Source organism: Bacteroidota bacterium (assembly GCA_037133915.1).
Lineage (GTDB): Bacteria > Bacteroidota > Bacteroidia > Bacteroidales > CAIWKO01 > JBAXND01.
The window spans coordinates 28,757-54,346 of record JBAXND010000004.1 but is presented as its reverse complement, the minus strand read 5'-3'; the positions used below and the strand labels follow the sequence as shown (position 1 = coordinate 54,346).

Here is a 25,590-nt window from a genome sequence, read left to right as displayed (position 1 = left end):
AAACTCCCGGAATTCAACAAAAAAAGAGACGGTCTCAGCAGAGCCGCCTCTTTTTTTAATATTAAGGAGGATTAATCCATTATAACCACAGGCAAAATTTTGGTTTGTTCACCTGCACTGACTTTGAAATAGTATACTCCGTGATACGTGTCAAGTTGTTCTTTGGTGATGATAAATGAGTTTCGGCCTGCAGGTGTGTCAATACCATCGATTAGTCTTACAAGAATCCGCCCTGTAACATCAATCAACTCAATATTTACGCGCGCCTGTTTATTCAGATTTAAAACAATCTGGCCGCCATCAGTCATTGGATTCGGATTTACTTCGGCACCAAAACCAGTGCCCGGCATATCTGAAATACCGGTAATGTAGTCGATAAATATGAGATCGGAAGTGTCGTTGCATCCGTATGTGTTTGCCACCACAACTGAATAATAGCCTGTTGCTGATGCCGTACAGTACTGGTTTGTTTCTCCCTGAATCGGTTGCCCGTTAAGCAGCCATTGATAGGATGGCGCTGTCGAACTTGTCAATAAATATCCTGCAAGAGTTACCGTGGGGTGAGGCGGTCCGGGCAGTACTGATACCTGCATGCTTACAGGTGAGGTAGTATCACAGTTATTATAAGCATATACCAAAATGGTTGCCAGCCCTGTAAAAGTGCTATCCCAGTTTACAATGGCATGCGATCCTGATTGTAACAGCTGACCTGCGTTTGATGGGTTGAGTGTCCAGAAATAGCCACTTGCGTTATAACATGATGCACCATAATGAACACTGTCAGTTCCCTGGCAAACGGTACCCTGCCCGTTGTGGAAAATAAGCTGTGCAACAAGGGTATCAACATGTATTGTGAAGTTCACGGAGGCAGTGGTGTCACAACTATTGTATGCCGCAGCAGTAATTATTGCATTGCCGCTGAATGCCGGATTCCACAGTACATTTATCGTGCTGTCTACTCCATTGATAACGCCGGCCTGAACCGGTGATATTGACCAGATGAATCCGGTATTGGCATAAGATGAGGTTCCAAATGTTGAAGCCGGTGTGCCCTGGCAAACAGATACCGGACCGGTAATTGGCGCAGGAGCTGTCGGGCCTTGACCCACAATAATATTTACTGATGAAGCTGCCGAGGTTCCACAACTGGTACTCGCTGTGGCCGAAATTACTGCAACACCTGCAAATCCCGGGTTCCAGTTTACAATTGAGGTTATTCCTGTTCCTGTAATTGTGCCTGCGCCTGCGGGTGTTATACTCCAGTTCACTATTGCACTACCGACAACGGTTGTAGCATATTGAATGTTCGAAGATCCCTGACACACAACAGTCTGACCTGTCGGCTGACTTGGTGTACTCGGGGCGCCCATAACGTTCACAGTTTGGAAAGCCGTGTCAATGCAGCCGCCGGTGTTGTAAACGTATCCGATATTGTGCGTGCCTATACCGGCTGTTGCCGGATTGAACTGGCTACCTGTAACGCCGTTACCGAAATACGTACCACCTGCAGGAGTTCCGGTTGTTAATGTGAAAGGTGTTGCATTCTGACATACCGGTGGAACTGCATTAAAGCCGATTGTAAAAACAGTTAATGTTTTTGAAGATGATGTGGATGTGATGCAACCGTTGTATGCATTCACTGAGATTGTCGCAGTCGTAATATTTCCAATCACTACAGTTATTAAATTTGTTCCCTGTCCCGTAACAAGAGAAACACCGCTAGGCAATGTCCAATTATAACTTACAACTCCCGGTATAGCATTAACCGAATACGTTGCAGTCTGCCCTACGCACACATTTGCCTGACCGCTGATGATTCCCGGATTTCCGAGTGTTCCCTGTGTTGTGAAGTTCCATCCGGTGTTACCACCAAGATCCGTTGAATTAAACGCATTAAATGTGGCACCACCAAGTGCCGAAATATCACTCATAACAATGTTGAAACCGCTCACAATACCTGATACTTTTGATACTTTCGCCGGATTGCCGGTAATGGATGAAATGATAGTGTCGGGAATGCTGCACTGGCCTGAAAATCCCCAGTAACTTGTTATTGTCTGTGTTTTTGTTGACTGCAGCGTGTATTTTTTCCCAGGAGCAAATAACAGAGTCTCAAAATAATTATTGCCCAGAATTTTACCGCTTCCACCCATCGTTACCTTATGGAAACTGGCTGTGAGCTGCCCGTTTGTGCTGATGCTTGCTGTACCCGTAGTCGCTGAGAATACAACGTCATAAAGTTGTATAGTGGAATTTGGCAGACCGTTTACGAGGCAAACAATGCCTGCTGTTACACCTGAATAATTTGGAAGTACAATACGGGATGTGCCTGCATTGACTGCCAAGTTTACTGTATTCAGGTAGATTGCCGGAACACCACCAGCTCCCGATAAAGTAAGCGTTGATGAACCAAGCTTCAATTTTCGGTTGGTGGTCTTGTCAGAAGTGAAACGGAGCGCTGTAATATTGTAATTAGCCGTATTGAAAGCTCCCATATAATAAAATATAGAATTTGTAGGTCCTGTTTTCAGGCTGTCGGCAAGCGTCCATCCGCCTGTTCCCTGAAAATACATGTCACTCGTGATTGTTTTCCCCGATGTATTAATTACATTGGTTGTATCTCCCGATTCAAAATAAAGCTTTCCCTTGTAATTGTATACCATTCCGGTATACAGATTCAACGAACCAAAAATCCTGATGGTTGATGCTGCCGTTCCACCGAAGGTCGGATTATTCAATGGATGATTCCAAATCATGTTTTTGCAATAAGCAGGAACAGGATCAATGGTTACAATGGAACCGCTTCCGAGAAATGAATTGGCATCGAAAACAACGTTGTCATTCGGACCCGGAAGACATGCTGCCGGGGTACCTCCGCTATTTAACGACCAGTGAGACTGGTTGCTCCATGAGCCGCTGCCGCTTATCCAGTAATATGTTCTAGAAACAGGAGCCGAAAAGGTCCAGCCACTGTTACCACCCATATTTGTTGCATTCGTGGCTGAAAATGCTGCCCCGCCCGAAACCTGAATATCTCTAAGAAGAATGTAGTCGGTACTTACAGTGCCTGTAGTTTTTATCACTGAGGCCGGACTCGCAAAAGTATTGGATTGTACTATAATATATGAACTGCAATTTCCTGAAGCATTCCAGTTTCCGGTAATCGTTTGTGTTTTTCCTGCCTGCAGAAAATAGGAGCTTCCGGAAGTAAACGTCAGGTCGTGGTATGTATTCTTACCATAAATACTCCCTGAACCCTGAAAGATTACATCATGAAAAGCCGCACCGCCTGCAGTAAGTACATAAATACTGGATGAAGCTCCTGCCGATGAAAGAACTACATCATATAGGTTTGTTGGTGCGGCGTTTGTTCCGGAAATAGTGAATCCTCCGGCATTGATACCTGAAGTTCCTGTGAACCTGAGCAGTGATGTGCCACCGTCAAAAACAAGGTTGGTCATGTTCAGTACCATGGCTCCTGACAGCAGAGTGCTGCTTAAAACAATTTCTGAACTACCAAAGGAAAGACCGCGGTTTCCTGTTAAATCGGAAATTAACTTTGTGCACGAAACTTTATAGCCATTGGTAGCCAGTGATCCGGTATAAAGAAATATTGACTTTCCACTTGCTAAAATCAGACTGTCGGATAAACCCCAGCCACCTGAACTCAAGAAATAAATATCTCCGTTGATTGTCTTGTCACCGCATGATATTGTATTACCTGTGGTAGCGGCTGCAAAATGTACATTTCCTGTAAAACCAAAATTAAAATTCGCATTCATATTCAGCGACCCGAAAACTTTTAAAATCGCAGTTGAGGCGCCTGCAAAAGTCGGGCTGTTGTTTACGCCTGTCCAGGTCATATTCTTACAACAGGCGAGTGTTCCACTTACCGTTACCGACTGTCCGGCACCATTAAATGAGCTCGCATTGAAAATTACGTTATCGGCGGGACCGGGAATACAACTGCCGCCGGCACCTCCACTTGTTAATGACCAGTGCGCAGGGCTTTCCCAGTTGCCTGTGCCACCAACCCAGTAATAAGTAGTAGAAGAAGGTGCGGTAAAACTCCATCCGGAATTGTTGCCCAAATCTATTGACGAACTGGCAGTGAACGCTGCGGCACCCGATTTACAGATGTCGCGTAAAATGCATTTGGCAAGTGTTACTGTTCCTGATGACTTATAAATGGTATCTACGGTGCCTGCAATGGATGACTGAATAGAAATATAACCGCTGCAACCACCCGTTGCGCTAAGTGTACCGTTTATTGTTTGTTTTTTTCTGGATTGCAGTGTGTAGCTTTTCCCCGGTGTCAGAATGAGGTTATTGTACGTGTTTGAACCATTGATAATGCCATCCCCAAGGAATGTCAACTGATTGAAACTGCAGATTGATTTCAGTGAAATGTTCAGTGTTGATGCTCCGTTCGGATACCCGAACATAACATTGTTAAAATCTGCCGTTAGCCCTAGGTTTTGATCGCTGATGTACAAACCGCCGCCCGTAGGACCTGTCTGACCAAGAAAACGGATACTTGATGAACCTGCATCAAACCACAAATCTTCCAGGTAAATAGCCATGGCACTCGAAGTGTTATCATGGATTCTGATTATAGAACTTCCTAAGATAAGGCTACGCGGAAAAATCCGGTCTGAAGAAAATTTGTAACACGAAATATTTTTATTGTTAGTGATAAGGCTGCCATTATATAAATACACTGATTTATTGTTGCCTAACGATAATGAGTCCGCAAGTGTCCATTCGCCACCCACACCGTTAAAATAAACATGGCTGAGCAGTGTTTTCCCTTTTGTATTTATTGTACAGCCGGGCATTGTGGATTCAAAATAAATTGAGCCGATGTAAGTAATATTCATGGCGGTTGCCAGCGTAAGCGAACCGTAAATCTTCAGTAAATTATAGCCGGCAAGAGTGGGAGTGCCTGTAACGCCTGTAAAATTAAGGTCATTACACACAGGTGTTCCGTTAACAGTTATTGTTCCTCCAGTCGGAAAGGAATGATTATCGAAATACACGTCATCATACATGTCGGGTAATGTCGTGTGCATTGTCGTGCCACCCGATGTGGTTGCCCAATGGTTTAGCATAGTCCAGGAGCCTGTTCCGCCAACCCAGTAATAATTCGTGGAAAAAACGCTGCCACTCGTAAGTGTAAGCATGAATATTAGAACCAAGAACCTCAGTCCTCTGATATTGGTAATTTTAGTGAGTGAATTCTTCATATTGTTTGTAGATGTAGATTTTGTTTTCATAAAGATACGATAAAATTAATGCTTTTCTAATGAAATTTTAATAACATGATTTTATTCTATAAAGGTACTATATAAAACTAATAAAATTACAAATAAACGTGGAAAAGTTATCGACAAACATCAAAATAATGTCGTTGAACGCAATTTTTAAAATTTGGTTACAGCTGACTGATTTTTATTTTTTCTGCCATAGCACATCTGCTATTTTTCAATATGTGGCTTTTAATGCACACATTTACAATTGATTAAGTGGCTGTTATATATTATGCCATTTTCATTTGCTTGCATTGTTATCCCAATCTCAATTGATTAAAATCAAGAGACTCTCATCGCTATTCTTCAAAAATGATAGCCAAAAGTGAGGAACGGCGATATTCGACCGTCACAATTATATATTATATCTTTGCTGAAATAAAAAATACCGGAAGTCGTTTTCTTCCCGAAACAGAGTAAATGAAAAAACTGATTGTCATTCTTCGCTACGCAATTCCTTACTGGAAATATGCTCTTGCCAATATTGTATTCAACATTGTTGCGGTTGCTTTTTCAGTGGTTTCCTTGGTACTTGCAATTCCTATCCTGAACATACTTTTCAAAACTCAGGAAGCTGTTACGTCTGCACCTCCATTGTCGTTCAACCCCGATTCTATCAAGCAGAACTTCTATTATTTTATAAGCGAGACAATAAGAAACAACGGCGAAATGACAGCATTGCTCTATATCTGTCTGAGCATGGTCGTTCTGTTCTTTCTGAAAAATCTGTTTCGCTATATGGCCATGTATTATCTGGCCCCTGTACGCAATGGCGTTGTTAAGGATCTCAGAAATGAACTGTACCTTAAAATTATGATATTGCCGCTTGCCTTCTATACCGAACAACGCAAAGGTGATATCATGGCGCGCATGACTTCCGATGTGCAGGAAGTAGAGTGGTCTATCATGAGTTCACTGGAAATGATATTCCGAGAACCCATTACCATCATTGTATTTCTTGCTACATTATTTATTATCAGTCCACAGCTTACATTATTTATATTGGTACTGTTGCCAATTGCAGGCTATCTGATTGGTCAGATAGGGCGCAGCCTGAAGCGGACATCGCAAAAAGGACAGAAAAAGATGGGCGAATTGCTCGCTCTGATTGAAGAAACTATTTCCGGACTCCGCATCATTAAAGCATTTAACGCCATCTTCAGCACTCAAGAGCGTTTTAAAAAAGAAAATATTGTTTACACTAAACTTATGGTTCGCCTTTACCGCAAGCGCGATTTAGCCGCACCACTCAGCGAATTTCTGGCCATCCTTGTAATTGTGCCTGTTCTGTATGTGGGCGGAAAACTCGTATTGTCAAATGATTCAGGAATGGGTGCTGCCGTGTTTATTACGTATCTCGGACTGTTTTCACAATTACTTCCTCCGGCCAAATCATTTACTGCCGCGTTTTATAACGTTCAAAAAGGGGCTGCCTCTGTTGAACGCATTCAGGTAATACTGAAAGCGGAAGAGGTTATCATTGAAAAACCCGATGCTATTGCCGTCAAAGAGTTTAAAGACGAAATAGAATTTCGTAATGTGGGATTCCAATACGGCAATGAGCCTGTGCTGAACAACATAAATCTTAAAGTTGAAAAAGGTAAAATGATAGCGCTGGTTGGTCCGTCGGGTGCAGGAAAAACGACCATGGTTGATTTATTGCCCCGATTTTATGATTGCAGCGAAGGTCAGATTATCATCGACGGGCACGATGTAAAAGATTATGTAATTTCAGACCTGCGGGGCCTCATGGGTATTGTTACTCAGGAAAGTATTCTGTTCAATGATTCTGTCTATAATAATATTGCGTTCGGCATGAAGAACGTTTCTGAGCAGGATGTGATACGCGCAGCGCAAATTGCCAATGCACATGATTTTATTATGGAAATGGAAAACGGATACCAATCTAATATTGGTGATCGTGGTATGAAACTTTCGGGTGGACAAAAACAGCGAATCAGTATTGCCCGGGCCGTTCTTAAAAATCCGCCCATCATGATTCTCGACGAGGCAACTTCGGCACTTGATACCGAATCGGAACGTCTGGTTCAGGATGCCTTGATGAAACTTATGAAAAACCGTACATCCGTTGTTATTGCGCACCGTCTCTCAACCATTCAGTATTCCGATGAAATTATAGTGATACAGAAAGGCGAAATTGTTGAACGGGGTAATCATACCGAACTCACTGCCAAAAACGGCGTGTACAGAAAATTGTGCGACCTTCAGGCTTTTTCCTGATAATGCTGTAATGTATAACATCATGAATGTCCCCGATCCACGTATCCTCAAACTGGTAAAGAAACACCATATTTTTACCCTTGCCTCATCGGTAGAGAATAATCCTTACTGCGCCACCTGTTTTTATGTCTTTGATGAAAACAGTATGCGTTTTATCTTTATTTCTGAAAAACACACCCGGCATATTTCGGAAATTGAGAACAATAATCGTGTTGCGGGTGCTATCGCATACGAAACCAGACTCATAGGTGTTTTACGGGGCGTGCAGTTTACCGGTAATGTTAGGGAATTAGAGGGTTCGGAGCGCTCCAGTGCAAAAAAAGCATACATCAGAAGGTTTCCGGTAGCGGCGCCTTTCTTAAAAGACACTCCCTTCTGGGCTTTAGAAGCCGATTTCTTTAAAATGACCGACAACAGGCTCGGTTTCGGCACGAAGCTAATCTGGTATCGGAATTCCTGATTATCCTGAAAAAAAGGATAGTATTTTTTCTTTCAATGAGTTAATTGCGGAAGTTAATAAGTCCCTGACTTTGTTAATAAAATTGGCTTGCAGCGCGCAGGCGCTTCACGTATTTTAGCTGTCCCGAAAAACTCTCAGGAACAATTTCCCATTCATCGGATTAACAAATATTTAATATTTGGGATGGGAGAAAACACGGTATTTTTTTGAGAAGTAACGATACAAAAGAAACAGCATATGGAAGAGAAGATCTTACCAAAGATTAGTGAGGCCACTGAAGCGAAAACCAAAACCACGTATAATAGCGTATTAGATAATCGTGTCAGACCTGAACTTCCTGACGATGAATTTTACACACAGGAATTTATTGCTCAGGTGAAAGAACCTGCCCGCAAAAAAGAAATGCAAACCTATAAGTTCGACGATGCTCTTGCTGCCACGATTGAATATTTTAAAGGGGATACGCTTGCCGCGAACGTCTGGCTGAATAAATATGCATTGAAAAATAGTGCAGGCGATTTGTTCGAACGGACTCCCGATGATATGCATCGCCGCATTGCGCGCGAAATTGCACGCGTTGAGAAAAAATATTCCAATCCTATCGGCGAAGAAGAAATTTACGAGCTGTTCAAAGATTTCAAATACATCATTCCGCAGGGAAGCCCTATGGCAGGCATTGGCAACGATTTTCAGGTTGCATCGCTTTCAAACTGCTACGTGATTGGCAACGAAACACCTTCCGATTCTTACGGCGGCATCATGAAAGTTGATCAGGAACAGGTTCAGCTTATGAAACGCAGAGGCGGTGTAGGGCACGATCTGTCGCACATCCGCCCAATGGGCAGTCCGGTGAAGAACAGCGCACTCACATCAACCGGCATTGTTCCCTTTATGGAGCGCTATTCCAATTCTACCCGTGAAGTGGCTCAGGACGGTCGCCGTGGCGCGCTGATGCTGAGTATTTCCATTAAACATCCCGATGCCGAACGTTTTATTGATGCCAAGCTGGAAGACGGAAAAGTTACCGGTGCCAACGTTTCTGTGAAGATTGACGATACCTTCATGAAAGCCGTTCGCGATGGCGGAAAATATGTTCAGCAATACCCGATTGATTCTAAAACACCTGTTTATAATAAAGAAATTGATGCCCTGCAGCTGTGGAAAAAAATTATTCACAATGCATGGAAATCGGCAGAACCGGGCGTTCTGTTCTGGGATACTATTATTAACGAATCGGTTCCCGACAGCTATGCCGATGTTGGATTCCGCACCATGTCAACAAATCCATGCGGCGAAATTCCTTTATGCCCATACGACAGCTGTCGCCTGCTGGCAATCAATCTTTACAGCTACGTTGAAAATCCGTTCACACCTCAGGCACTTTTCAATTCAGAACTGTTTTCGCAGCACGTGCACTATGCCCAGCGCATCATGGACGACATCATTGATCTGGAAAGCGAAAAAATCGATAAAATACTGCAGAAAATAGATGCCGATCCCGAAGATGAAGAAACGAAACGCACCGAACGCAAGCTTTGGGAAAAAATAAAAGAGAAAACGCTGAAAGGCCGTCGTACCGGTATTGGTATTACTGCTGAAGGCGATATGATAGCGGCTCTGGGTTCGCGTTATGGCTCTAAAGAGGCAACGGATTTTTCGGTTGAGGTGCACAAACAGCTTGCGATTGAGGCATACCGTGCATCTACCAATCTGGCAAAATCAAGAGGCGCTTTTCCTATTTACAGCACAGAAAAAGAAAAAAATAATCCGTTTATTCTTCGCCTCAAAGAAGCTGCACCGCTTGTATATAAAGCCATGGAAAAATACGGCAGACGAAACATTGCGCTGCTTACCATCGCTCCAACAGGCAGCGTAAGTATTTGTACACAGACGACTTCGGGCATTGAACCTGCATTCAAAGTAAATTACAAACGCCGCGTAAAAGTAAATCCGAACGATAAAAATGTAACCGTAAGCTTTGTGGATGAAGTGGGCGATTCATGGGAAGAATACAACGTGTTTCATCCTAAATTCCTGAAATGGCTCAAGGCAAACGGGTATGATTTGGACGCTGTAAAACTTTATTCCGATGAGCAACTGAAACCTGTGATTGAAAAATCACCGTACCATAAAGCAACCGCCAACGATATTGACTGGCTCGCCAAAGTAAAGATGCAGGGTGCGATACAGAAATGGGTTGATCATAGCATCAGCGTTACTGTTAATGTACCCACCGAAACTACAGAAGAAATGGTGAGCGACATTTATAAAACCGCATGGGAAAGCGGCTGCAAAGGCGTTACCATTTATCGCGACGGTTCCCGTTCGGGTGTGCTGGTGAGTGATACAAAGAAAGAAGACGTGGATGATTTCCGCGAAACAAAAGCCCCGACACGTCCGCGCAAACTCGATGCAGAGGTTATCCGTTTCCAAAATGACTATGAGAAGTGGGTTGCTGTGGTGGGTGTGTTGCATGGCCGGCCATACGAGATATTTACCGGCAAGGCGGAAGATTTCTTTTTACCTGCTTCGGTGAATAAAGGTCATGTATTGAGGAATAAAGAAGAGGGCAGCGAAACCTCCCGTTATGATTTTCAATTTGAAGATAAGGCCGGCTACAAGATAACCATTGAAGGGCTTTCACGCTCATTTGATATTGAATACTGGAATTACGCCAAACTAATTTCAGGCATTCTCAGGCATGGCATGCCCTTGCCTTATGTGGTTGACCTCATTTCCAATCTTCGTTTGGAGAACGACTCCATTGTGACCTGGAAAAACGGCGTGGTACGTGCTCTTAAAAAATACATTCCGGACGGCACACAGGCACCCGATACCAAATGTCCTCAGTGCGACGACCCCCAAGGTTTAGTTTATAAAGAAGGCTGCCTCACCTGCACCAGCTGCGGATATTCTAAGTGCGGCTGATACTGATAAATTTGCGGACATAAAAAAATCCCGGTTGATTAACCGGGATTTTTTTTATCATAAAGTGATGAAGTTTTACTTCTCTTTTTTCTCAGCTTCGATCTTCTCTGATTTAACAAATTCGCAGGTAAGGGCGTAAGTCAGTTCCTGTACGTCTTTCTTTTTCTTTACTTCGATAACGTAGAAATTACCATCGGTGCGGTAAGCAATAGTAGTTTCCGTTACTTTGAAACCAGCATATACAGAATCGATGTGGTGTTTAATCTTTTTGGGCAGGTACTCGGCAGGAATTCCCCACTCTGTCATTACCCACTCGCTCGTTTCCTTAATTTCAACTTCAACAGGCATATTGTTTTTGGTAAATGCCGCTTCATAAATCGCACCTTCTTTTGTCCAGGCTACGTTTACAGAATCAGTAATTTTTGATTTAAAAGTGCTCAAAACGGCGGGAGGAACGTCTTTTTCGGCAACTTTTTGGGCAAAAAGGCCGGTCGTAATCAGTACGGCCGCCAACAATGAAATCAACTTTTTCATAATGGAATAATTAGATTTTTCTGAAGGTTATTTGTCGCTAAATTATAATAAATATCGGTGTAAAAACGATAATTCAAAAAATATTTGAAAGAACATGATAGCGGATGAAAGCATTATAACGTGTGCTTTCACCCGCTATCAGTATTTAGGTGCTGTTTATCATGACGATTACTCAAGTGCGCTGAACGAATTTTTAAGCCCCGACCAATTCACCAGTTCCATCTTCACTTTTCCAACCAGAACTTCTCCTTCGGCATAAATTGGAATGCGGTTTTTATCGTCGCTGGCATACACTATTACAGGGTAAGGATCTTTAAAAACACTTCCTGTAATTACTTGTGGCTTCAGTTTAATGCATTTTACCTTGCCGATACCAATGTCGATACTTGACTTGCCGAGGTAGGTTACCTTTGATGAAAAAACAGTATCATCCAGCATGAATTTTACCGGCAGTTCATCGTTGGTGTTGATGTTGGCAAAATCATAACTGCGCATATAATATATAGCCGAAAGAATGTCCTGAATATTAGGCGGTGTAACAACTGTTGAAGAACGTTTTCTTTTATTGTCTTTGAAATACGCAACATTCTTGTTCTGGTTAAATGTTACATCCTGATTGATGATATAACTTCCTTCGTCAACACGTCTTATGAATAACCAGGGCACAAGGCTTTTTTCGTCCATATAAGTTTCGTAGCGGTCGAGTACTTTAAAAAAGAAATTAAAGGCACCCTTGGTTTTTCCCACAGCCGTAATGTGGAACGTATTCCTCTCGTTGATTACTTTGTTGTCTTTTGTAACTTCCATGGTGAGTATCCCGGCAGTTACTTTGCCTGTAAGCAGCGATTCGTAATATACCCTATAGGTCAGGATTTCTCCGCGCTGAAAAACGGTGTTTGTTACTTCGCGCATCTGAGCTTTTACCATGATGGCCGGCATTACTAACACCAGTACCATCCACATTACCTTTTTCATTGTTCCATTTTTTATGATGACCGGGAAATGCAAGAAACGTTCCAATCGAAACAATTTTTATAAAACGCTTTCTGTCAGATAACTATATTGATGATTTTTTTTGGAACCACGATTACTTTTTTGGGCGCAGCGCCTCCCAGATATTTCTCCGATTCTTTTGCTTCGAGTGCCGCTTTTGTAATATCTGCAACAGTCATATCGAGCGGAAGGTCCAGCAAAAACCTCATTTTACCGTTGAAAGAGACCGGATATGAAAAGGTATTTTCAGTAAGGAACTCTTCGTTATGGTTCGGATAAGCCGTCAGATTCACGGAATCGGAATTTCCCAGCAGTGCCCACAACTCCTCGGCAATGTGAGGCGCAAAGGGTGCGATCAGGATTACCAGTTCACTCAGCACTTTTTTCTTATTGCATTTTTGTTCGCTCAGTTCATTCACGCAAATCATGAAAGCACTCACGGCGGTGTTGAACGAAAAGCGTTCAATGTCGTCGCGTATCTTTTTTATGGCTTTATGAATAATTTTAAGTTCTTCTTTCGTGGGCTCATCATCGCTCACCGATAAATTGTTTTCATAATCGTGGAAGAGGCGCCACAGCTTGCGGATAAAACGAAACACGCCTTCAATACCTTTAGTGTCCCAGGGTTTATGCATTTCTACCGGGCCCAGAAACATCTCGTATAAACGCAGCGTATCGGCACCGTAGCGCACCACAAGATCGTCGGGATTGAGAACATTGTGCAGCGATTTCGACATTTTCTCTACGCCCGAACCACAGTAATATTTTCCATTCTCAAGGATAAATTCTGCATTCGCGTAATCCGGCAACCATGCTCGGAAGCGGTCCGTATCAAGGATGTCGTCTTCAACTAAATTTACATCCACATGCAATTCGGTGGTGTCGTAATTGTCTTTCAGTTTGTATGAAACAAAGGTGTTGGTGCCTTTAATGCGATATGCGAAACTGCTTCGTCCCTGAATCATTCCCTGATTGATCATCTTCTGGAAAGGCTCGTCTTTGCAGGCAATGCCGAGGTCAAATAAAAATTTGTTCCAGAAACGGGCGTATATCAAATGGCCGGTTGCGTGTTCCGCACCACCAATATATAAGTCAACATTCTGCCAGTAATCATTGGCTTCCTTAGATACCAGCGCATTTTCATTATGCGGATCCATATAGCGCAGGTAATACGCGCTTGAGCCTGCAAAGCCGGGCATGGTATTCGTTTCAAGAGCAAACCCGTCTTTTGTTTTCCAGTTTTTGGCGCGTGCAAGCGGTGGATCACCCGATTCTGTAGGAAGATATGCATCCACTTCGGGCAGCTCAAGTGGGAGCTGCGATTCATCCAGCGTATAGGGCATTCCGTTTTCTTTGTAATACACCGGGAATGGTTCGCCCCAGTAACGCTGACGGCTGAATATGGCATCGCGCAGCCTGAAATTTATTTTTCTTTTTCCGATGCCGCTTTCTTCAACACGGTTGTTCACAGTCTTTATAGCCGTTTTCACATCCAAGCCATTGATGAAATCGGAATTAATCAATATGCCTTCTTTGGCATCATACGATTCTGTTGAAATATCACCACCCGAAACTACTTCAGTGATGGGCAGCCCGAAATGTTTTGCAAATGCGTAATCGCGGCTGTCGTGTGCCGGAACGGCCATTACCGCACCTGTTCCGTAACCCGCCAGAACATAATCGCCTATCCAGATCGGAATCTTTTTTCCTGTAAAGGGGTGAATGGCATACGCCCCGGTAAACTGTCCGCTGATGCGTTTTACATCGGCAATGCGTTCGCGCTCGGTGCGGTTTTTAGCTTCATCAATGTATTTTGCTACCGCATCGCGATATTCGGGCGTTGTAATTTCGGAAACAAATTCGTGCTCCGGTGCCAGTGTCATGAACGAAACACCAAAAATAGTATCGGGGCGCGTGGTAAAAATATTCAATATTTTATCGTGCCCGTCGATGTTGAAATCAACGGAAGCTCCTTCAGATCGGCCGATCCAGTTACGCTGTATCTCTTTTATCGCGTCTGCCCAATCGAGCTTTTCAAGGCTGTTCAGCAGACGGTCGGCATACGCGGTGATTCGAAGCAGCCACTGTTTCATCAGCTTGCGCTCAACAGGATGTCCGCCACGAACCGAGAAGCCTTCAACCACTTCGTCGTTGGCAAGTACGGTGCCCAGTGCGGGGCACCAGTTTACCATGGTATCGGCTAAATAGGTGAGGCGGTAGCTCATCAGTACTTCCTGCTGCCGAGTTTCGGAAAACGACTTCCACTGTTCGGCAGTAAAAATGGTCACATCGCTGCATGCCGCATCAACGGATTTATTTCCGTTGCTTTCGAATTCCGCGATAAGCGTGGATATATCTTCTGCTTTATCGCTCGTATGGTTGTACCATGAATGAAACAATCTGATAAACACCCATTGTGTCCATTTGTAATAGCGGGGTTCGCAGGTGCGTACTTCCCGATCCCAGTCATATGAAAAGCCAAGCAGGTTGAGCTGTTCGCGGTAGCGGGTAATATTTTTCTCGGTTGTAATAAGCGGATGCTGCCCTGTTTGTATGGCGTATTGTTCGGCGGGCAATCCGTAAGCATCAAAACCCATTGGATGAAGAACGTTGAACCCTGTTTGCCTTTTAAAGCGTGCATAAATATCTGAAGCAATATACCCAAGGGGGTGGCCTACATGCAGCCCTGCACCTGAAGGATAGGGGAACATATCCAATACATAAAATTTGGGTTTGGCAGAGGTGTTCTCGGTTTTATAAACCCGGTTCTTTTCCCAGATTTCTCTCCATTTCTTTTCTATTTCCGTGAAATTATATTCCATCTTTTTATCTTGTAAATGAGCAACAATATGCTGTTTTGATTGAATTTGCGAAGGTAGAAAAAAAACCTGATTTTTGAGAGGCATCACTTTTCACTTACTGTCGGCAATTTTTATTATTTTTACACACTTCAAAACCGCAACATGGCACGAAAAGAAGACCGCTTTATCCGCAGACGCCTGAACGGGGCGTACATCACCACCATTGTAAGTATTGCGTTGGTGCTGTTTGCTATAGGGTTGTTAGGAATGCTGCTGCTGCACGCGCAGAAGTTGTCGGACTTTGTAAAAGAGAATATCGCCTTTTCTGTTTACATGAATAAAAATGCGAAAGAAGCCGACATTATTCAGTTGCAGAAAAAACTTGACGCGATGGATTACATCAAATCAACCGAATATATTGATGAAAATGCTGCTGCGGCTTCTTTTACTAAAATTTTGGGCGAAGATTTCGTTAAAACAATCGGTTATAATCCGCTGCACAGTTACATTGAAGTACATCTGAAAGCTGAATTTGCCGAACTTCAGAACTTTGACCAGATAAAGGCCGACCTTGAAAAAAATGAGAATGTTAAAGAAGTGGATTATCAGCGTTCGTTAGTTACGTTGGTAAATGAAAATGTGAAAAAAATAAGTATTGTGCTGTTGGCATTCAGCGTGCTTTTGCTGATTATTGCTACAACACTTATTAATAACACCATCCGCCTGTCGGTCTATTCAAAGCGTTTTCTAATTCGCAGTATGCAGCTGGTGGGCGCCACCGAACGGTTTATCCGCAAGCCTTTTCTTATTACAAGTGTGGTTCACGGGCTAATCGCATCACTGCTCAGTACCATTGGCCTTGGTGTAGTTATTTGGTTTGCACGTCAGGAAATTCCGGATATTATTACGTTGCAGCAAATTGACCTGTTTTTGATGTTGTTTGCCTCTGTTTTTATAATTGGCTTTATTATTTCGTGGATTTCCACGTACTTTGCAGTGCGGAAATTTCTGCGAGTTAAAATAGATTATCTCTATTATTGATTTTGAAACACCTTAACAGATATGGTTCAGAAGAAAAAAGTAAACATCCCGAACAAGCCCGTAATAAGGAAAACTGCTGAAACAGCAACACCTCAGGTAAAAGCCGCAGAACCTGTAAAGCCTGTATATCAAAGGCAACGGACTGAAGTTAAAAAGCCTGTTTTTCTGTTTGGTCGCATTAATTATATACTGATGCTTTCGGGATTGCTGGTTATGGCTATTGGCTTTATTCTGATGATTGGCGGCGGCTCCAAAGACCCCAACGTGTTTAATCCGGATATTTTCGATGCTCAGCGGCTCACGGTTGCCCCGATTCTGGTGTTGCTGGGTTACGCCATCGAAATATTCGCCATCATGATCAGACCCAAAGACAAAGTTCAGGCATGAACTATCTTGAGGCGATTCTAATCGCGATTGTACAGGGAATTACAGAATTCCTGCCTGTTTCCTCTACAGGACATATGATAATTGTTGAAACCCTGCTGGGGATTCCACCCGATAACAAATTTGTTGCTGCGTTTACCGTCTGCATTCAGCTTGGCTCTATACTTTCAGTGCTTATTCTCTATTGGCGGCGGTTTCTTCAATCGGTGAATTTCTATGTTAAATTATTCATTGCTTTTATTCCGGCAGCAATTCTGGGATTTTTATTAAATAATATTATTGAACAGTATTTCCTGCGAATAGAAGTCGTGGCAGCTTCATTACTTGTAGGTGGCATTGTGCTTGTTTTTGTAGATAGATGGTTCAAGGGAAACACGGATGAAACCAAAGAAGTAAAGTACATGTCGGCCTTTAAAATAGGCCTTTTTCAGGTGCTTGCGATGATACCCGGTGTTAGCCGCTCTGCTGCAACTATTGTTGGTGGGCTCACCCAGAAGCTCACACGAAAAAATGCTGCTGAATTTTCTTTTTTCCTTGCCGTTCCTACCATGTTCGCGGCCACGGCCTATAAGCTTTTCAAAATTTACGACACCATAGAAAAGAGCCAGATAAAAATATTGGTGGTTGGCAATGTTGTGGCTTTTGTTGTTGCCATCATTGCCATTAAAGCATTTATCACTTTTCTGACACGCTACGGATTCAAGCTGTTTGGCTATTATCGTATCGTTCTTGGTATTGTATTGCTGATACTTTTCGCACTGGGCGTGGATTTGAACATCAGTGGTTAACAGCCTGATTTGAAATGCCATTTTTTCCTTTGCGTTTGAATTAGGGAAATGCAGCTTCATTTTGTTAAGGGATAAAAATTTCACAGAGATATCACAGAGAACCAAAGAGCAATATTCTTCGTTTCATTTGGTTTTTCAATAACACGCCCATAGTTCTTAAATTATTTTCGACAAAAATTATCTGAATATTTTGGAAACATCACGTCAGTATCATTTTGAAGAAGGTGAAACACTTCTTATAAATAAGCCTTATGCATGGACTTCGTTTGATGTGATAGGTAAAATGCGTGTAATTTTAAAATATCGTATCGGGTTAAAAAAAGTAAAAACCGGTCATGCAGGTACGCTTGATCCGCTTGCAACGGGGCTTTTGATTGTATGTACCGGTAAATTTACTAAGCGCATTGATGAGTTTCAGGGCATGGAAAAGGAATATACAGGAACCTTCCGAATGGGTGCAACTACACCTTCTTTTGATATGGAAACGGATGAAGATGCCCATTTTGATTATTCACATCTTACGGAAAGCCTTATTAATCAATCAGCACAAAAATTTGTTGGCGAACTGATGCAGGAACCGCCCATTTTTTCGGCTGTAAAAATTGACGGCAAACGCGCTTACGAACATGCCCGCAAAGGGCGCAGTGTGCTTCTCGAACCACGTAAAATAACGATAAGTGAATTTGAAATAACGCGCATAGCGTTACCGGACATTGATTTTAGAATAGTGTGCAGTAAAGGAACTTATATCAGAGCGCTTGCCCGTGATTATGGAACAGAACTGAACTGCGGCGCCTATTTATCTGCGTTGTGCCGCACACGCATTGGCATTTACCGCCTCAGCGATGCTATGACCATGGATGAGTTCGAAACTTCGGTACAACCGCTTATTCAATCACAATAAGTGCATCGCCTTCCATTACGGTATCGCCTTTTTTGACCTTAATTGCCGATACTTTGCCTTCTTTGTCTGAATTGATGTTGTTCTCCATTTTCATGGCTTCCAGCGTAAGCAGTTTTTGGCCTACCGTAATTTTATCCCCGATTTTTACATGAATAGCAAGGATGGCTCCCGGAAGCGGCGATTTAATAGTGCCTCCGCCAACCGGTGGCGAAGTCTTCATGATGGTGGGCGATGAATCGGTTGACGGAACGGCCATGGAACGTACCAGTTTGGGCGTTTTCGATTGCATGGAAGAACCTTCCACATCTACCTTGTAAGAATTTCCGTTCACGTGTACTTCGGCAGTGGTATCGTCAACACTAATAATTTCTACCTCGTAAGGGTTTTCGTTTATTTTGAATTTGAATTTTTTCATCGTTTAGCGCGTTAAATTTCTTGGGTATTTAAATGGAATCTGCCGTAAGCCGTATATTTTGGAGCTCCATGGAGAATACGGTCTGATCACTTTTTGGATGGTGAGGATGGCCTGTTCGTAATCATGCATTTCTTTGAAATACAGGTTAAGCGCCAGACCTATGGCTGCAGAAATTTCTGCGTCCTTATCTGTCTTTGGCTTTTCAACAGGCGGAGCGGATGCCGCTTTTACTTTTTTTTCTTTACCGAATACTTTCATGATGTTCTCTGATTATAATGGTAAATTGGAGTGTTTTTTCGCCGGATTGCTGTCTTTTTTTGTCGCCAGCGACTGCAACGCTCTGATGATTCTGAAACGCGTATTGCGTGGTTCAATCACATCGTCGATATAGCCGTACTTCGCTGCATTGTATGGATTGGCGAATTTTTCCTTGTATTCCTTTTCCTTTTTATCGACAAATTCAGCACGAGCTTTTTCATCAGTAATTTCTTTCAGCTCTTTTTGATACAGAACTTCAATAGCGCCTTTAGGTCCCATTACGGCAATTTCGGCAGTTGGCCATGCATAGTTGATGTCACCGCGAAGCTGTTTGGAACTCATAACATCGTGTGCACCGCCGTAAGATTTACGTAAGGTAATAGTGACTTTTGGAACGGTTGCTTCGCCGTATGCGAACAGTAATTTAGCTCCATGGAGAATAATGCCGCCATACTCTTGTGCAGTTCCCGGAAGGAATCCCGGAACGTCAACAAGTGTCACCAGCGGAATATTAAAAGCATCGCAGAAACGCACAAAACGTGCTGCCTTGCGCGAAGCATTGATGTCGAGAACACCTGCAAGATAATTGGGCTGATTGGCTACAATACCCACCGGCATTCCGTTGAATTTGGCAAAACCGGTAACTATATTCGGTGCGTAATGCCGCTGCATTTCCAGAAATTCACTGTCGTCAACAATTGTATGAATTACTTCTTTAACATCATAAGGCTTATTCGGATTGTCTGGAATAATCTCATTCAGCAGATCGTCAAGCCTGTCAATAGGGTCGTTGCAGGGCGACAGGGGAGGATCTTCAAGATTGTTCTGAGGCACGTAGGTGAGGAGTTTACGGATGAGCATGATTCCCTCTTCCTCATCTTCTGCAACCATATGGTTCACACCCGATTTGGAGCCATGTACCATTGCGCCGCCCAGTTCTTCTTCATTTACAATTTCACCGGTAACGGTTTTCACCACCTTAGGTCCGGTAACAAACATGTAACTGTTCTTTTTGGTCATGACAATAAAATCGGTGAGTGCCGGTGAATAAACTGCACCACCTGCGCAAGGTCCGAAAATAGCCGATATCTGCGGTATTACTCCCGAAGCCATGATGTTGCGCTGAAATATTTCGGCGTATCCGGCAAGGCTGGTAACGCCTTCCTGAATACGTGCACCACCGCTGTCGTTAATGCCAATAACAGGTGCGCCCACCTTCATCGCTTTGTCCATTACCTTGCAGATTTTTTGCGCAAAGGTTTCAGACAATGAGCCGCCGAATACCGTGAAATCCTGTGAAAAAACATATACCAAACGACCGTCAATAGTGCCATAACCGGTAACTACACCGTCGGAAAGATAAACCTCTTTTTCAAGACCGAAATTGGTACAGCGGTGCGAAACAAACATATCAAATTCCTCGAAACTGCCTTCGTCGAGCAGCATGTCTATGCGTTCGCGTGCTGTGAATTTACCTTTTTTATGCTGGGCATCAATGCGTTTTTGTCCGCCACCCAGTTTTGCTTTTTCGCGTTTTTCAAGTAATACCTTGATTTTATCTTCCAGTGCCATGAGGGATGCTGTTTGGGTTATTTAGAGTTTTTATTTTTGTCTTCGCAGAATTCGGTAAGTACACCCATGGTTGATTTTGGATGCAAAAATGCAATGTCGAGTCCTTCAGCGCCTTTGCGGGGTGTTTTATCAATCAATTGTACGCCTTTGGCTTCGGTTTCGGAAAGGACTGATTCCAGCCCATTCACGGCAAATGCCAGATGGTGAATGCCTTCTCCTTTTTTCTCTATGAATTTCCCAATCGGACCTTCAGGGTCGGTTGATTCCAGCAATTCTATCTTGGTTTGTCCAATCATGAAAAATGCTGTTTTTACCTTTTGCTCCTTCACTTCTTCAACGGAGTAGCATTTAATTCCGAGTATACCCTCGTAGTATTTAATGCCTTCTTCCAGATTCTTAACGGCGATGCCGATGTGCTCGATGTGTGAGATATTCATATTCACTAAATTTTCCGCAAAATTAATCCCTATTTTTTAATTGTTAATCAAATAACAGAAAAATATTATTATATCTTGATAATTGCCCGTGTGTTTCCATTTCAGTGCAACTAATTAATTAAAAATAAATGAAATAGGTGGATGCTATTTTTGATTGAAGAGACTGTCTGCGGTCATAAAAGTTCGGTACTGTTGTTTATTCATAAAATGGTTGCCACCCCTTTTTTAATTATTCATATTAATTATTAATTGTTCATTTTATAGATTCCATTGTTGGTCTGTATCCCAGTTTGCTTTAATAGTAATGGCCGAAGGATAATAATACACATCTTCCGGTTGTTGTTTCTGCAAGTAATTCCCGGTGTCCCATTTGCCATTATTATTGCGGTCGCAAAAAGCACGGACACCATATTTTCCAGGCATCAGATGCTCAAGACTGATTGTGCCTTCAGTTTGTATGCGCTGTTCTGCCTGTAATTTGCCGTCTTCGGTTACTACCTGAACGATAAACGGGTACCGATAATCCGAAACTTTTATTTTTAGCTTCAGCGTACCGTATGTTTCAGGTGCCGTTGTAGCGAATTTTAACTTTATAGTATCATTCTGAATACCGAAAATATCGGTGAAAGAGCCCGGCGGAATGTACAATTCATAGGCGGTTTTTTTCTTCCAGACGTATTTTACAAGGAGTTTCCTTTTAGACAAACTGTCAGCAAACAGCAGCTCGGGTTTGACCGCCTGAAACAATGAATCTTTTTTCTCTTTCAAAATGATATTCGGGAAATTATAACTATTTAACGGATGATTAAATATGAGTAATAATGGCTGAAAGTAATTCTGTAAACCGCTGCTGCCATATCCGGGAATGCAGGTAAGTGCAAAGCCTGTTTCGTTATCGGCGCTTCCCTTGCCCGTTTTATTTCTTGGTGTAGATTTAACTATTTTTGATTTGGTGAATAATTCAACCGTATCAAGTATCCTTCCCGCATCTGATATCTCAAGTTTCAGTGTGTCAGCCTCAGCATTTTTAAGCCAGCAAATGAGAGTATCTTTCGAAGCGTTGAATTCGTCTGTCTTCCAGTTGCTGCCAGGATTTTTATTCAGTACACGAATATTCAAATCAGACACAGGTTTTCGGAAAACGATATCCACACGACCAATTTTCTCTGCCTTTGCTTTTAGTACTTTTTGCAATGTATCACGCTCTTCGAATAGCAACATATTTATCAGGTTTATCGCAATTTTGGGTTGTGCTGCTCTGATAGAATCTTCTTTCTTTTTTGCAATGCTGTCTTTTTTACCGGGCTTTTGCGAGGCTGTGTCTGCTTTAATAACGGGCACATACTGAGCTGTTACAAGGGTGTCGCAGAACGCTATTTGTTCATTGGGCTGATCATAAATAAAGTTACTGTTCACATCTTTCAAGGCAAATATTTTATACCTGCCGGCGGCGATATTGTTCACTTCAAACAATCCTGATTCATTGGTTTTGCATATGTAATCAGGTGTTTTTTTATACGGCAGGGAATCCTCATTGTGACGGTAGAGCATAACATAGATGCCTTTTTCTGCTGCTTTGGTATAGGCATTTAAAATGCTGCCGTGAATGCTTAGAGAATCGACATGACTGCCGGTTGAAAAAACATACTGAAAATTTTGCAGAATATTGCTTTCGTTCACATCCTGAATGGCGTTGCCGAAATAAATCGTGTAGGTTGTGCTGTCGGCAAGTTTTTCAGTGAAATCAATAATTACTGATTTTCCTTTCAGCAGGAATTCGGGCATCTCTTTTAGGGGCGGAGAAATTACAATCTGATTTGCTGGGTCGGCAACGGTTACGAATTCATCGAAGCGTATGCTGATTCTTGAACCTTTAAATCCCGAGGACCACGCTGCAGGTTCGCTTTTGATTACAACAGGTGGTGTCCGGTCTGATGGACCGCCTGAGGGAGTCACAATGTTTGCACATGAGAACAGGAACATCATGCCGGTGAGGAACAGTAATTCTTTAAAAAAATTTAGTGCGCGTTTCATATGCAAAAATACTCCCGCAAAGATGGCGAAAAAAAACAAAAGGCAGCGGGTTGCGCTGCCTTTTTTCTGTAAAGAAAAGATTCTAGTACCGATAATGGTCGGGCTTATACGGTCCTTCTACCGGAACGCCAATATAATCAGCCTGTTCCTTCGAAAGTTTTGTGAGTTTAACGCCAATTTTCTCGAGGTGGAGGCGCGCAACTTCTTCGTCCAGATGTTTCGGAAGACGGTAAACATCCACTTCATATTTGTTTGTCCAGAGTTCTATTTGTGCCAGTGTTTGGTTGGTAAACGAATTGCTCATCACAAATGAAGGATGTCCTGTGGCGCAGCCAAGGTTTACCAGGCGGCCTTCGGCCAGCAGGAAAATAGAATGTCCTTCGGGGAAGAAATACTCGTCCACCTGAGGTTTTATCGTGCGTTTTTTAATACCCGGATAGTTTTCCATACGCTCAACCTGAATCTCATTGTCAAAATGACCGATGTTGCAGACAATGGCCTGATCTTTCATTTTAACCAGATGCTCAAGCGTGATTACGTCTTTGTTTCCCGTAGTCGTTACAAAAATATTTCCTTCATGAAGTGTGTCTTCGAGCGGAGATACTTCAAAACCTTCCATAGCTGCCTGAAGTGCACAAATAGGGTCAATTTCGGTAACAATAACGCGGGCGCCGTATGATTTCATGGATTTGGCACAGCCTTTACCAACATCGCCATAACCGCATACAACCACAACTTTACCGGCAATCATTACGTCTGTAGCGCGTTTGATGCCATCGGCAAGAGATTCGCGGCATCCGTAAAGGTTATCAAATTTTGATTTGGTAACAGAATCGTTCACATTGATGGCAGGAACCAGCAGTTCGCCATTTTCTTTCATGGTGTATAAGCGATGAACGCCGGTGGTGGTTTCTTCTGAAACGCCTTTCCAATCTTTTACCGTGCGGTGCCATCTCTGATTATCTTCAACAAATAATTGTTGGAGCGTTTTCAGGATAATACCTTCTTCTGCATTTTCCGGAGTTTTTTTCAGAACAGTTGAATCGTTCTCAGCTTTATATCCCAGGTGAATCATCAATGTAGCATCACCGCCGTCGTCAACCAACAGAGTAGGGCCGTTGCCACCGGGGAATGCGAGTGCCTGTGATGTGCACCACCAGTATTCTTCCAGCGTTTCACCTTTCCAGGCAAAAACAGGAACACCGGCAGCAGCAATGGCAGCGGCGGCATGATCCTGAGTAGAGAAAATATTGCAGCTTGCCCAACGGACGTCTGCGCCTAATTCAACCAGTGTTTCTATAAGAACGGCTGTTTGGATGGTCATATGAAGAGAACCGGAAATGCGTGCACCTTTCAGCGGTTTCTTTTTTCCGTATTTCTCGCGCAGCGACATCAGACCGGGCATTTCTTTTTCTGCGATCTGAATTTCTTTGCGACCCCAGTCAGCCAATGTGATATCGGCAATTTTAAAATCTTGTGTTTTTTCTGCCATTTTTGTTTCCATAAATATGTTATAAAAGGTTATTTTCAAAAAGTTTGCAAAGATACTTTTTTTGCAGCAAAGTGCAAAATCATAAATTCACAATACAAAGCAGATTCAAATTCTAATTATCTGAACGAATGAATGCTTATCGTACGACTGATATTTTTTCGGTTCGTCGTATCAGCCCATTTTCAAAAAGCCTGATGAAGTATGTTCCCCGTGCAATATCACTCAAGTCAAAGGAATGAGCAAGACTGCCTGTATTACTGCCTGACTGATCGCTACGGATGATACACCGACCTGTAAAGTCAATGATATCAAGCGTGTATTCCTGACCTGCATCTGCCATAAAAAGGACGGTCGTTTGCGCCGATGCCGGATTCGGGAATACCAGCATGTTCAATTCAGTATGATTTGCAGAACTGTCGCCGGTTCCGGTTAAACACGTCATTGGAGTCACGCCATAACCGGAGATGGCGTTGTTGCAATCTGTGAGACTGAAAGGGTTAATCTCTTGAATCACGATATTGTGATTGGGCGCAATAAGAACATAACAGGGATAATTCGTAATTTGGTAAAGCAGGTTCACCGAATCGCCTCCGCCTTCGGTACCACTTGCACAGGGGTAATTAACCCCGAAGAAATTATCAAATGTTTGAACCTGATTCGTATTATCCCCTGCATCAATTCCTAAAAAAACAACACCGCCCTCGTTACAACCGAAATATTCGTAAGAAGCGTTCGCATCGGGTGCTGTTGCCTGGCATGTAGGGCATGACACAAAGAAAAAATCCAACAACACATATTTTCCTGCGTTCAGATAATCGAACAGTTTGTGGTTGTTGCCGTGTGTGTCAGTAACGATAAAATCTACAGCAGTGGTAAGCGGCGTTTGAGAACTGCCGGCAAAAGAAACCAGAAAAAACACTAAGGCTGCAACAGTTTTGCGCATGTAATATCGGGTTTGCCTTATGCAAAATTATTATAAATGTACATAATTGCTCGAAT

General features: G+C 42.8%; 18 protein-coding genes. 7 read left to right on the top strand and 11 right to left on the bottom strand.

What is annotated here, in order from left to right; genetic code table 11:
• Positions 1 to 71: 71 nt before the first annotated feature.
• Positions 72 to 5,276, bottom strand: coding sequence for a T9SS type A sorting domain-containing protein (locus WCM76_02455; GenBank protein MEI6764472.1), 5,205 nt, complete (start codon positions 5,274 to 5,276; stop codon positions 72 to 74).
• A 453-nt stretch (positions 5,277 to 5,729) separates the two neighbouring features.
• On the opposite strand from WCM76_02455, the gene WCM76_02450 reads away from it, so the two are divergent.
• The 3 genes from WCM76_02450 to WCM76_02440 all read left to right on the top strand — a co-directional run bounded on the left by WCM76_02450 (position 5,730) and on the right by WCM76_02440 (position 10,938).
• Positions 5,730 to 7,550 carry an ABC transporter ATP-binding protein gene (locus tag WCM76_02450; GenBank protein MEI6764471.1) on the top strand — a complete coding sequence of 607 codons (1,821 nt, stop codon included), beginning with the start codon at positions 5,730 to 5,732 and terminating at the stop codon, positions 7,548 to 7,550.
• A 22-nt stretch (positions 7,551 to 7,572) separates the two neighbouring features.
• Entirely contained in the window at positions 7,573 to 8,010 is a 438-nt protein-coding gene (locus WCM76_02445; protein ID MEI6764470.1) for a pyridoxamine 5'-phosphate oxidase family protein, read from the top strand.
• Positions 8,011 to 8,412: 402 nt separating this feature from the next.
• A complete protein-coding gene (locus WCM76_02440; GenBank protein MEI6764469.1) occupies positions 8,413 to 10,938 on the top strand; it encodes an adenosylcobalamin-dependent ribonucleoside-diphosphate reductase in 2,526 nt (841 codons plus the stop codon).
• Between the two features lie 75 nt (positions 10,939 to 11,013).
• Here the strand turns inward: WCM76_02440 and WCM76_02435 are convergent, their stop codons facing one another.
• The 3 genes from WCM76_02435 to leuS all read right to left on the bottom strand — a co-directional run bounded on the left by WCM76_02435 (position 11,014) and on the right by leuS (position 15,287).
• A complete protein-coding gene (locus WCM76_02435) occupies positions 11,014 to 11,472 on the bottom strand; it encodes a PepSY-like domain-containing protein (protein ID MEI6764468.1) in 459 nt (152 codons plus the stop codon).
• Positions 11,473 to 11,640: 168 nt separating this feature from the next.
• Positions 11,641 to 12,447: a DUF3108 domain-containing protein gene (locus tag WCM76_02430; protein ID MEI6764467.1), complete on the bottom strand. Its 807-nt coding sequence runs from the start codon at positions 12,445 to 12,447 to the stop codon at positions 11,641 to 11,643.
• A gap of 74 nt (positions 12,448 to 12,521) precedes the next feature.
• Positions 12,522 to 15,287 carry a leucine--tRNA ligase gene (gene leuS / locus WCM76_02425; protein MEI6764466.1) on the bottom strand — a complete coding sequence of 922 codons (2,766 nt, stop codon included), beginning with the start codon at positions 15,285 to 15,287 and terminating at the stop codon, positions 12,522 to 12,524.
• A 141-nt stretch (positions 15,288 to 15,428) separates the two neighbouring features.
• On the opposite strand from leuS, the gene WCM76_02420 reads away from it, so the two are divergent.
• The 4 genes from WCM76_02420 (at position 15,429) to truB (ending at position 18,383) form a co-directional block, all read left to right on the top strand.
• Complete coding sequence (locus tag WCM76_02420; protein MEI6764465.1) at positions 15,429 to 16,307, top strand: permease-like cell division protein FtsX; 879 nt, start codon at positions 15,429 to 15,431, stop codon at positions 16,305 to 16,307.
• Between the two features lie 21 nt (positions 16,308 to 16,328).
• Positions 16,329 to 16,694, top strand: coding sequence for a DUF3098 domain-containing protein (locus WCM76_02415; protein MEI6764464.1), 366 nt, complete (start codon positions 16,329 to 16,331; stop codon positions 16,692 to 16,694).
• Positions 16,691 to 17,479 (top strand): undecaprenyl-diphosphate phosphatase, encoded by a 789-nt coding sequence (locus WCM76_02410; GenBank protein ID MEI6764463.1) that lies wholly within the window; start codon positions 16,691 to 16,693, stop codon positions 17,477 to 17,479. The genes WCM76_02415 and WCM76_02410 overlap by 4 nt, the downstream gene beginning before the upstream one ends.
• Before the next feature lie 190 nt (positions 17,480 to 17,669).
• Complete coding sequence (gene truB, locus WCM76_02405; GenBank protein ID MEI6764462.1) at positions 17,670 to 18,383, top strand: tRNA pseudouridine(55) synthase TruB; 714 nt, start codon at positions 17,670 to 17,672, stop codon at positions 18,381 to 18,383.
• On the opposite strand, the gene WCM76_02400 is transcribed toward truB, so the two are convergent.
• The 7 genes from WCM76_02400 to WCM76_02370 all read right to left on the bottom strand — a co-directional run bounded on the left by WCM76_02400 (position 18,367) and on the right by WCM76_02370 (position 25,534).
• Positions 18,367 to 18,798, bottom strand: coding sequence for a biotin/lipoyl-containing protein (locus tag WCM76_02400; GenBank protein ID MEI6764461.1), 432 nt, complete (start codon positions 18,796 to 18,798; stop codon positions 18,367 to 18,369). The genes truB and WCM76_02400 overlap by 17 nt on opposite strands.
• Before the next feature lie 3 nt (positions 18,799 to 18,801).
• On the bottom strand, positions 18,802 to 19,056 hold the full coding sequence (locus WCM76_02395; GenBank protein ID MEI6764460.1) for a hypothetical protein: 255 nt from the start codon (positions 19,054 to 19,056) through the stop codon (positions 18,802 to 18,804).
• A 12-nt stretch (positions 19,057 to 19,068) separates the two neighbouring features.
• A complete protein-coding gene (locus WCM76_02390; protein MEI6764459.1) occupies positions 19,069 to 20,628 on the bottom strand; it encodes an acyl-CoA carboxylase subunit beta in 1,560 nt (519 codons plus the stop codon).
• 17 nt (positions 20,629 to 20,645) lie between these two features.
• Positions 20,646 to 21,065 (bottom strand): methylmalonyl-CoA epimerase, encoded by a 420-nt coding sequence (gene mce / locus WCM76_02385; GenBank protein MEI6764458.1) that lies wholly within the window; start codon positions 21,063 to 21,065, stop codon positions 20,646 to 20,648.
• Positions 21,066 to 21,323: 258 nt separating this feature from the next.
• A complete protein-coding gene (locus WCM76_02380; protein MEI6764457.1) occupies positions 21,324 to 23,099 on the bottom strand; it encodes an Ig-like domain-containing protein in 1,776 nt (591 codons plus the stop codon).
• A gap of 82 nt (positions 23,100 to 23,181) precedes the next feature.
• Positions 23,182 to 24,591 carry an adenosylhomocysteinase gene (gene ahcY, locus WCM76_02375; GenBank protein MEI6764456.1) on the bottom strand — a complete coding sequence of 470 codons (1,410 nt, stop codon included), beginning with the start codon at positions 24,589 to 24,591 and terminating at the stop codon, positions 23,182 to 23,184.
• 136 nt (positions 24,592 to 24,727) lie between these two features.
• Complete coding sequence (locus WCM76_02370) at positions 24,728 to 25,534, bottom strand: redoxin domain-containing protein (protein MEI6764455.1); 807 nt, start codon at positions 25,532 to 25,534, stop codon at positions 24,728 to 24,730.
• Positions 25,535 to 25,590: the final 56 nt, after the last annotated feature.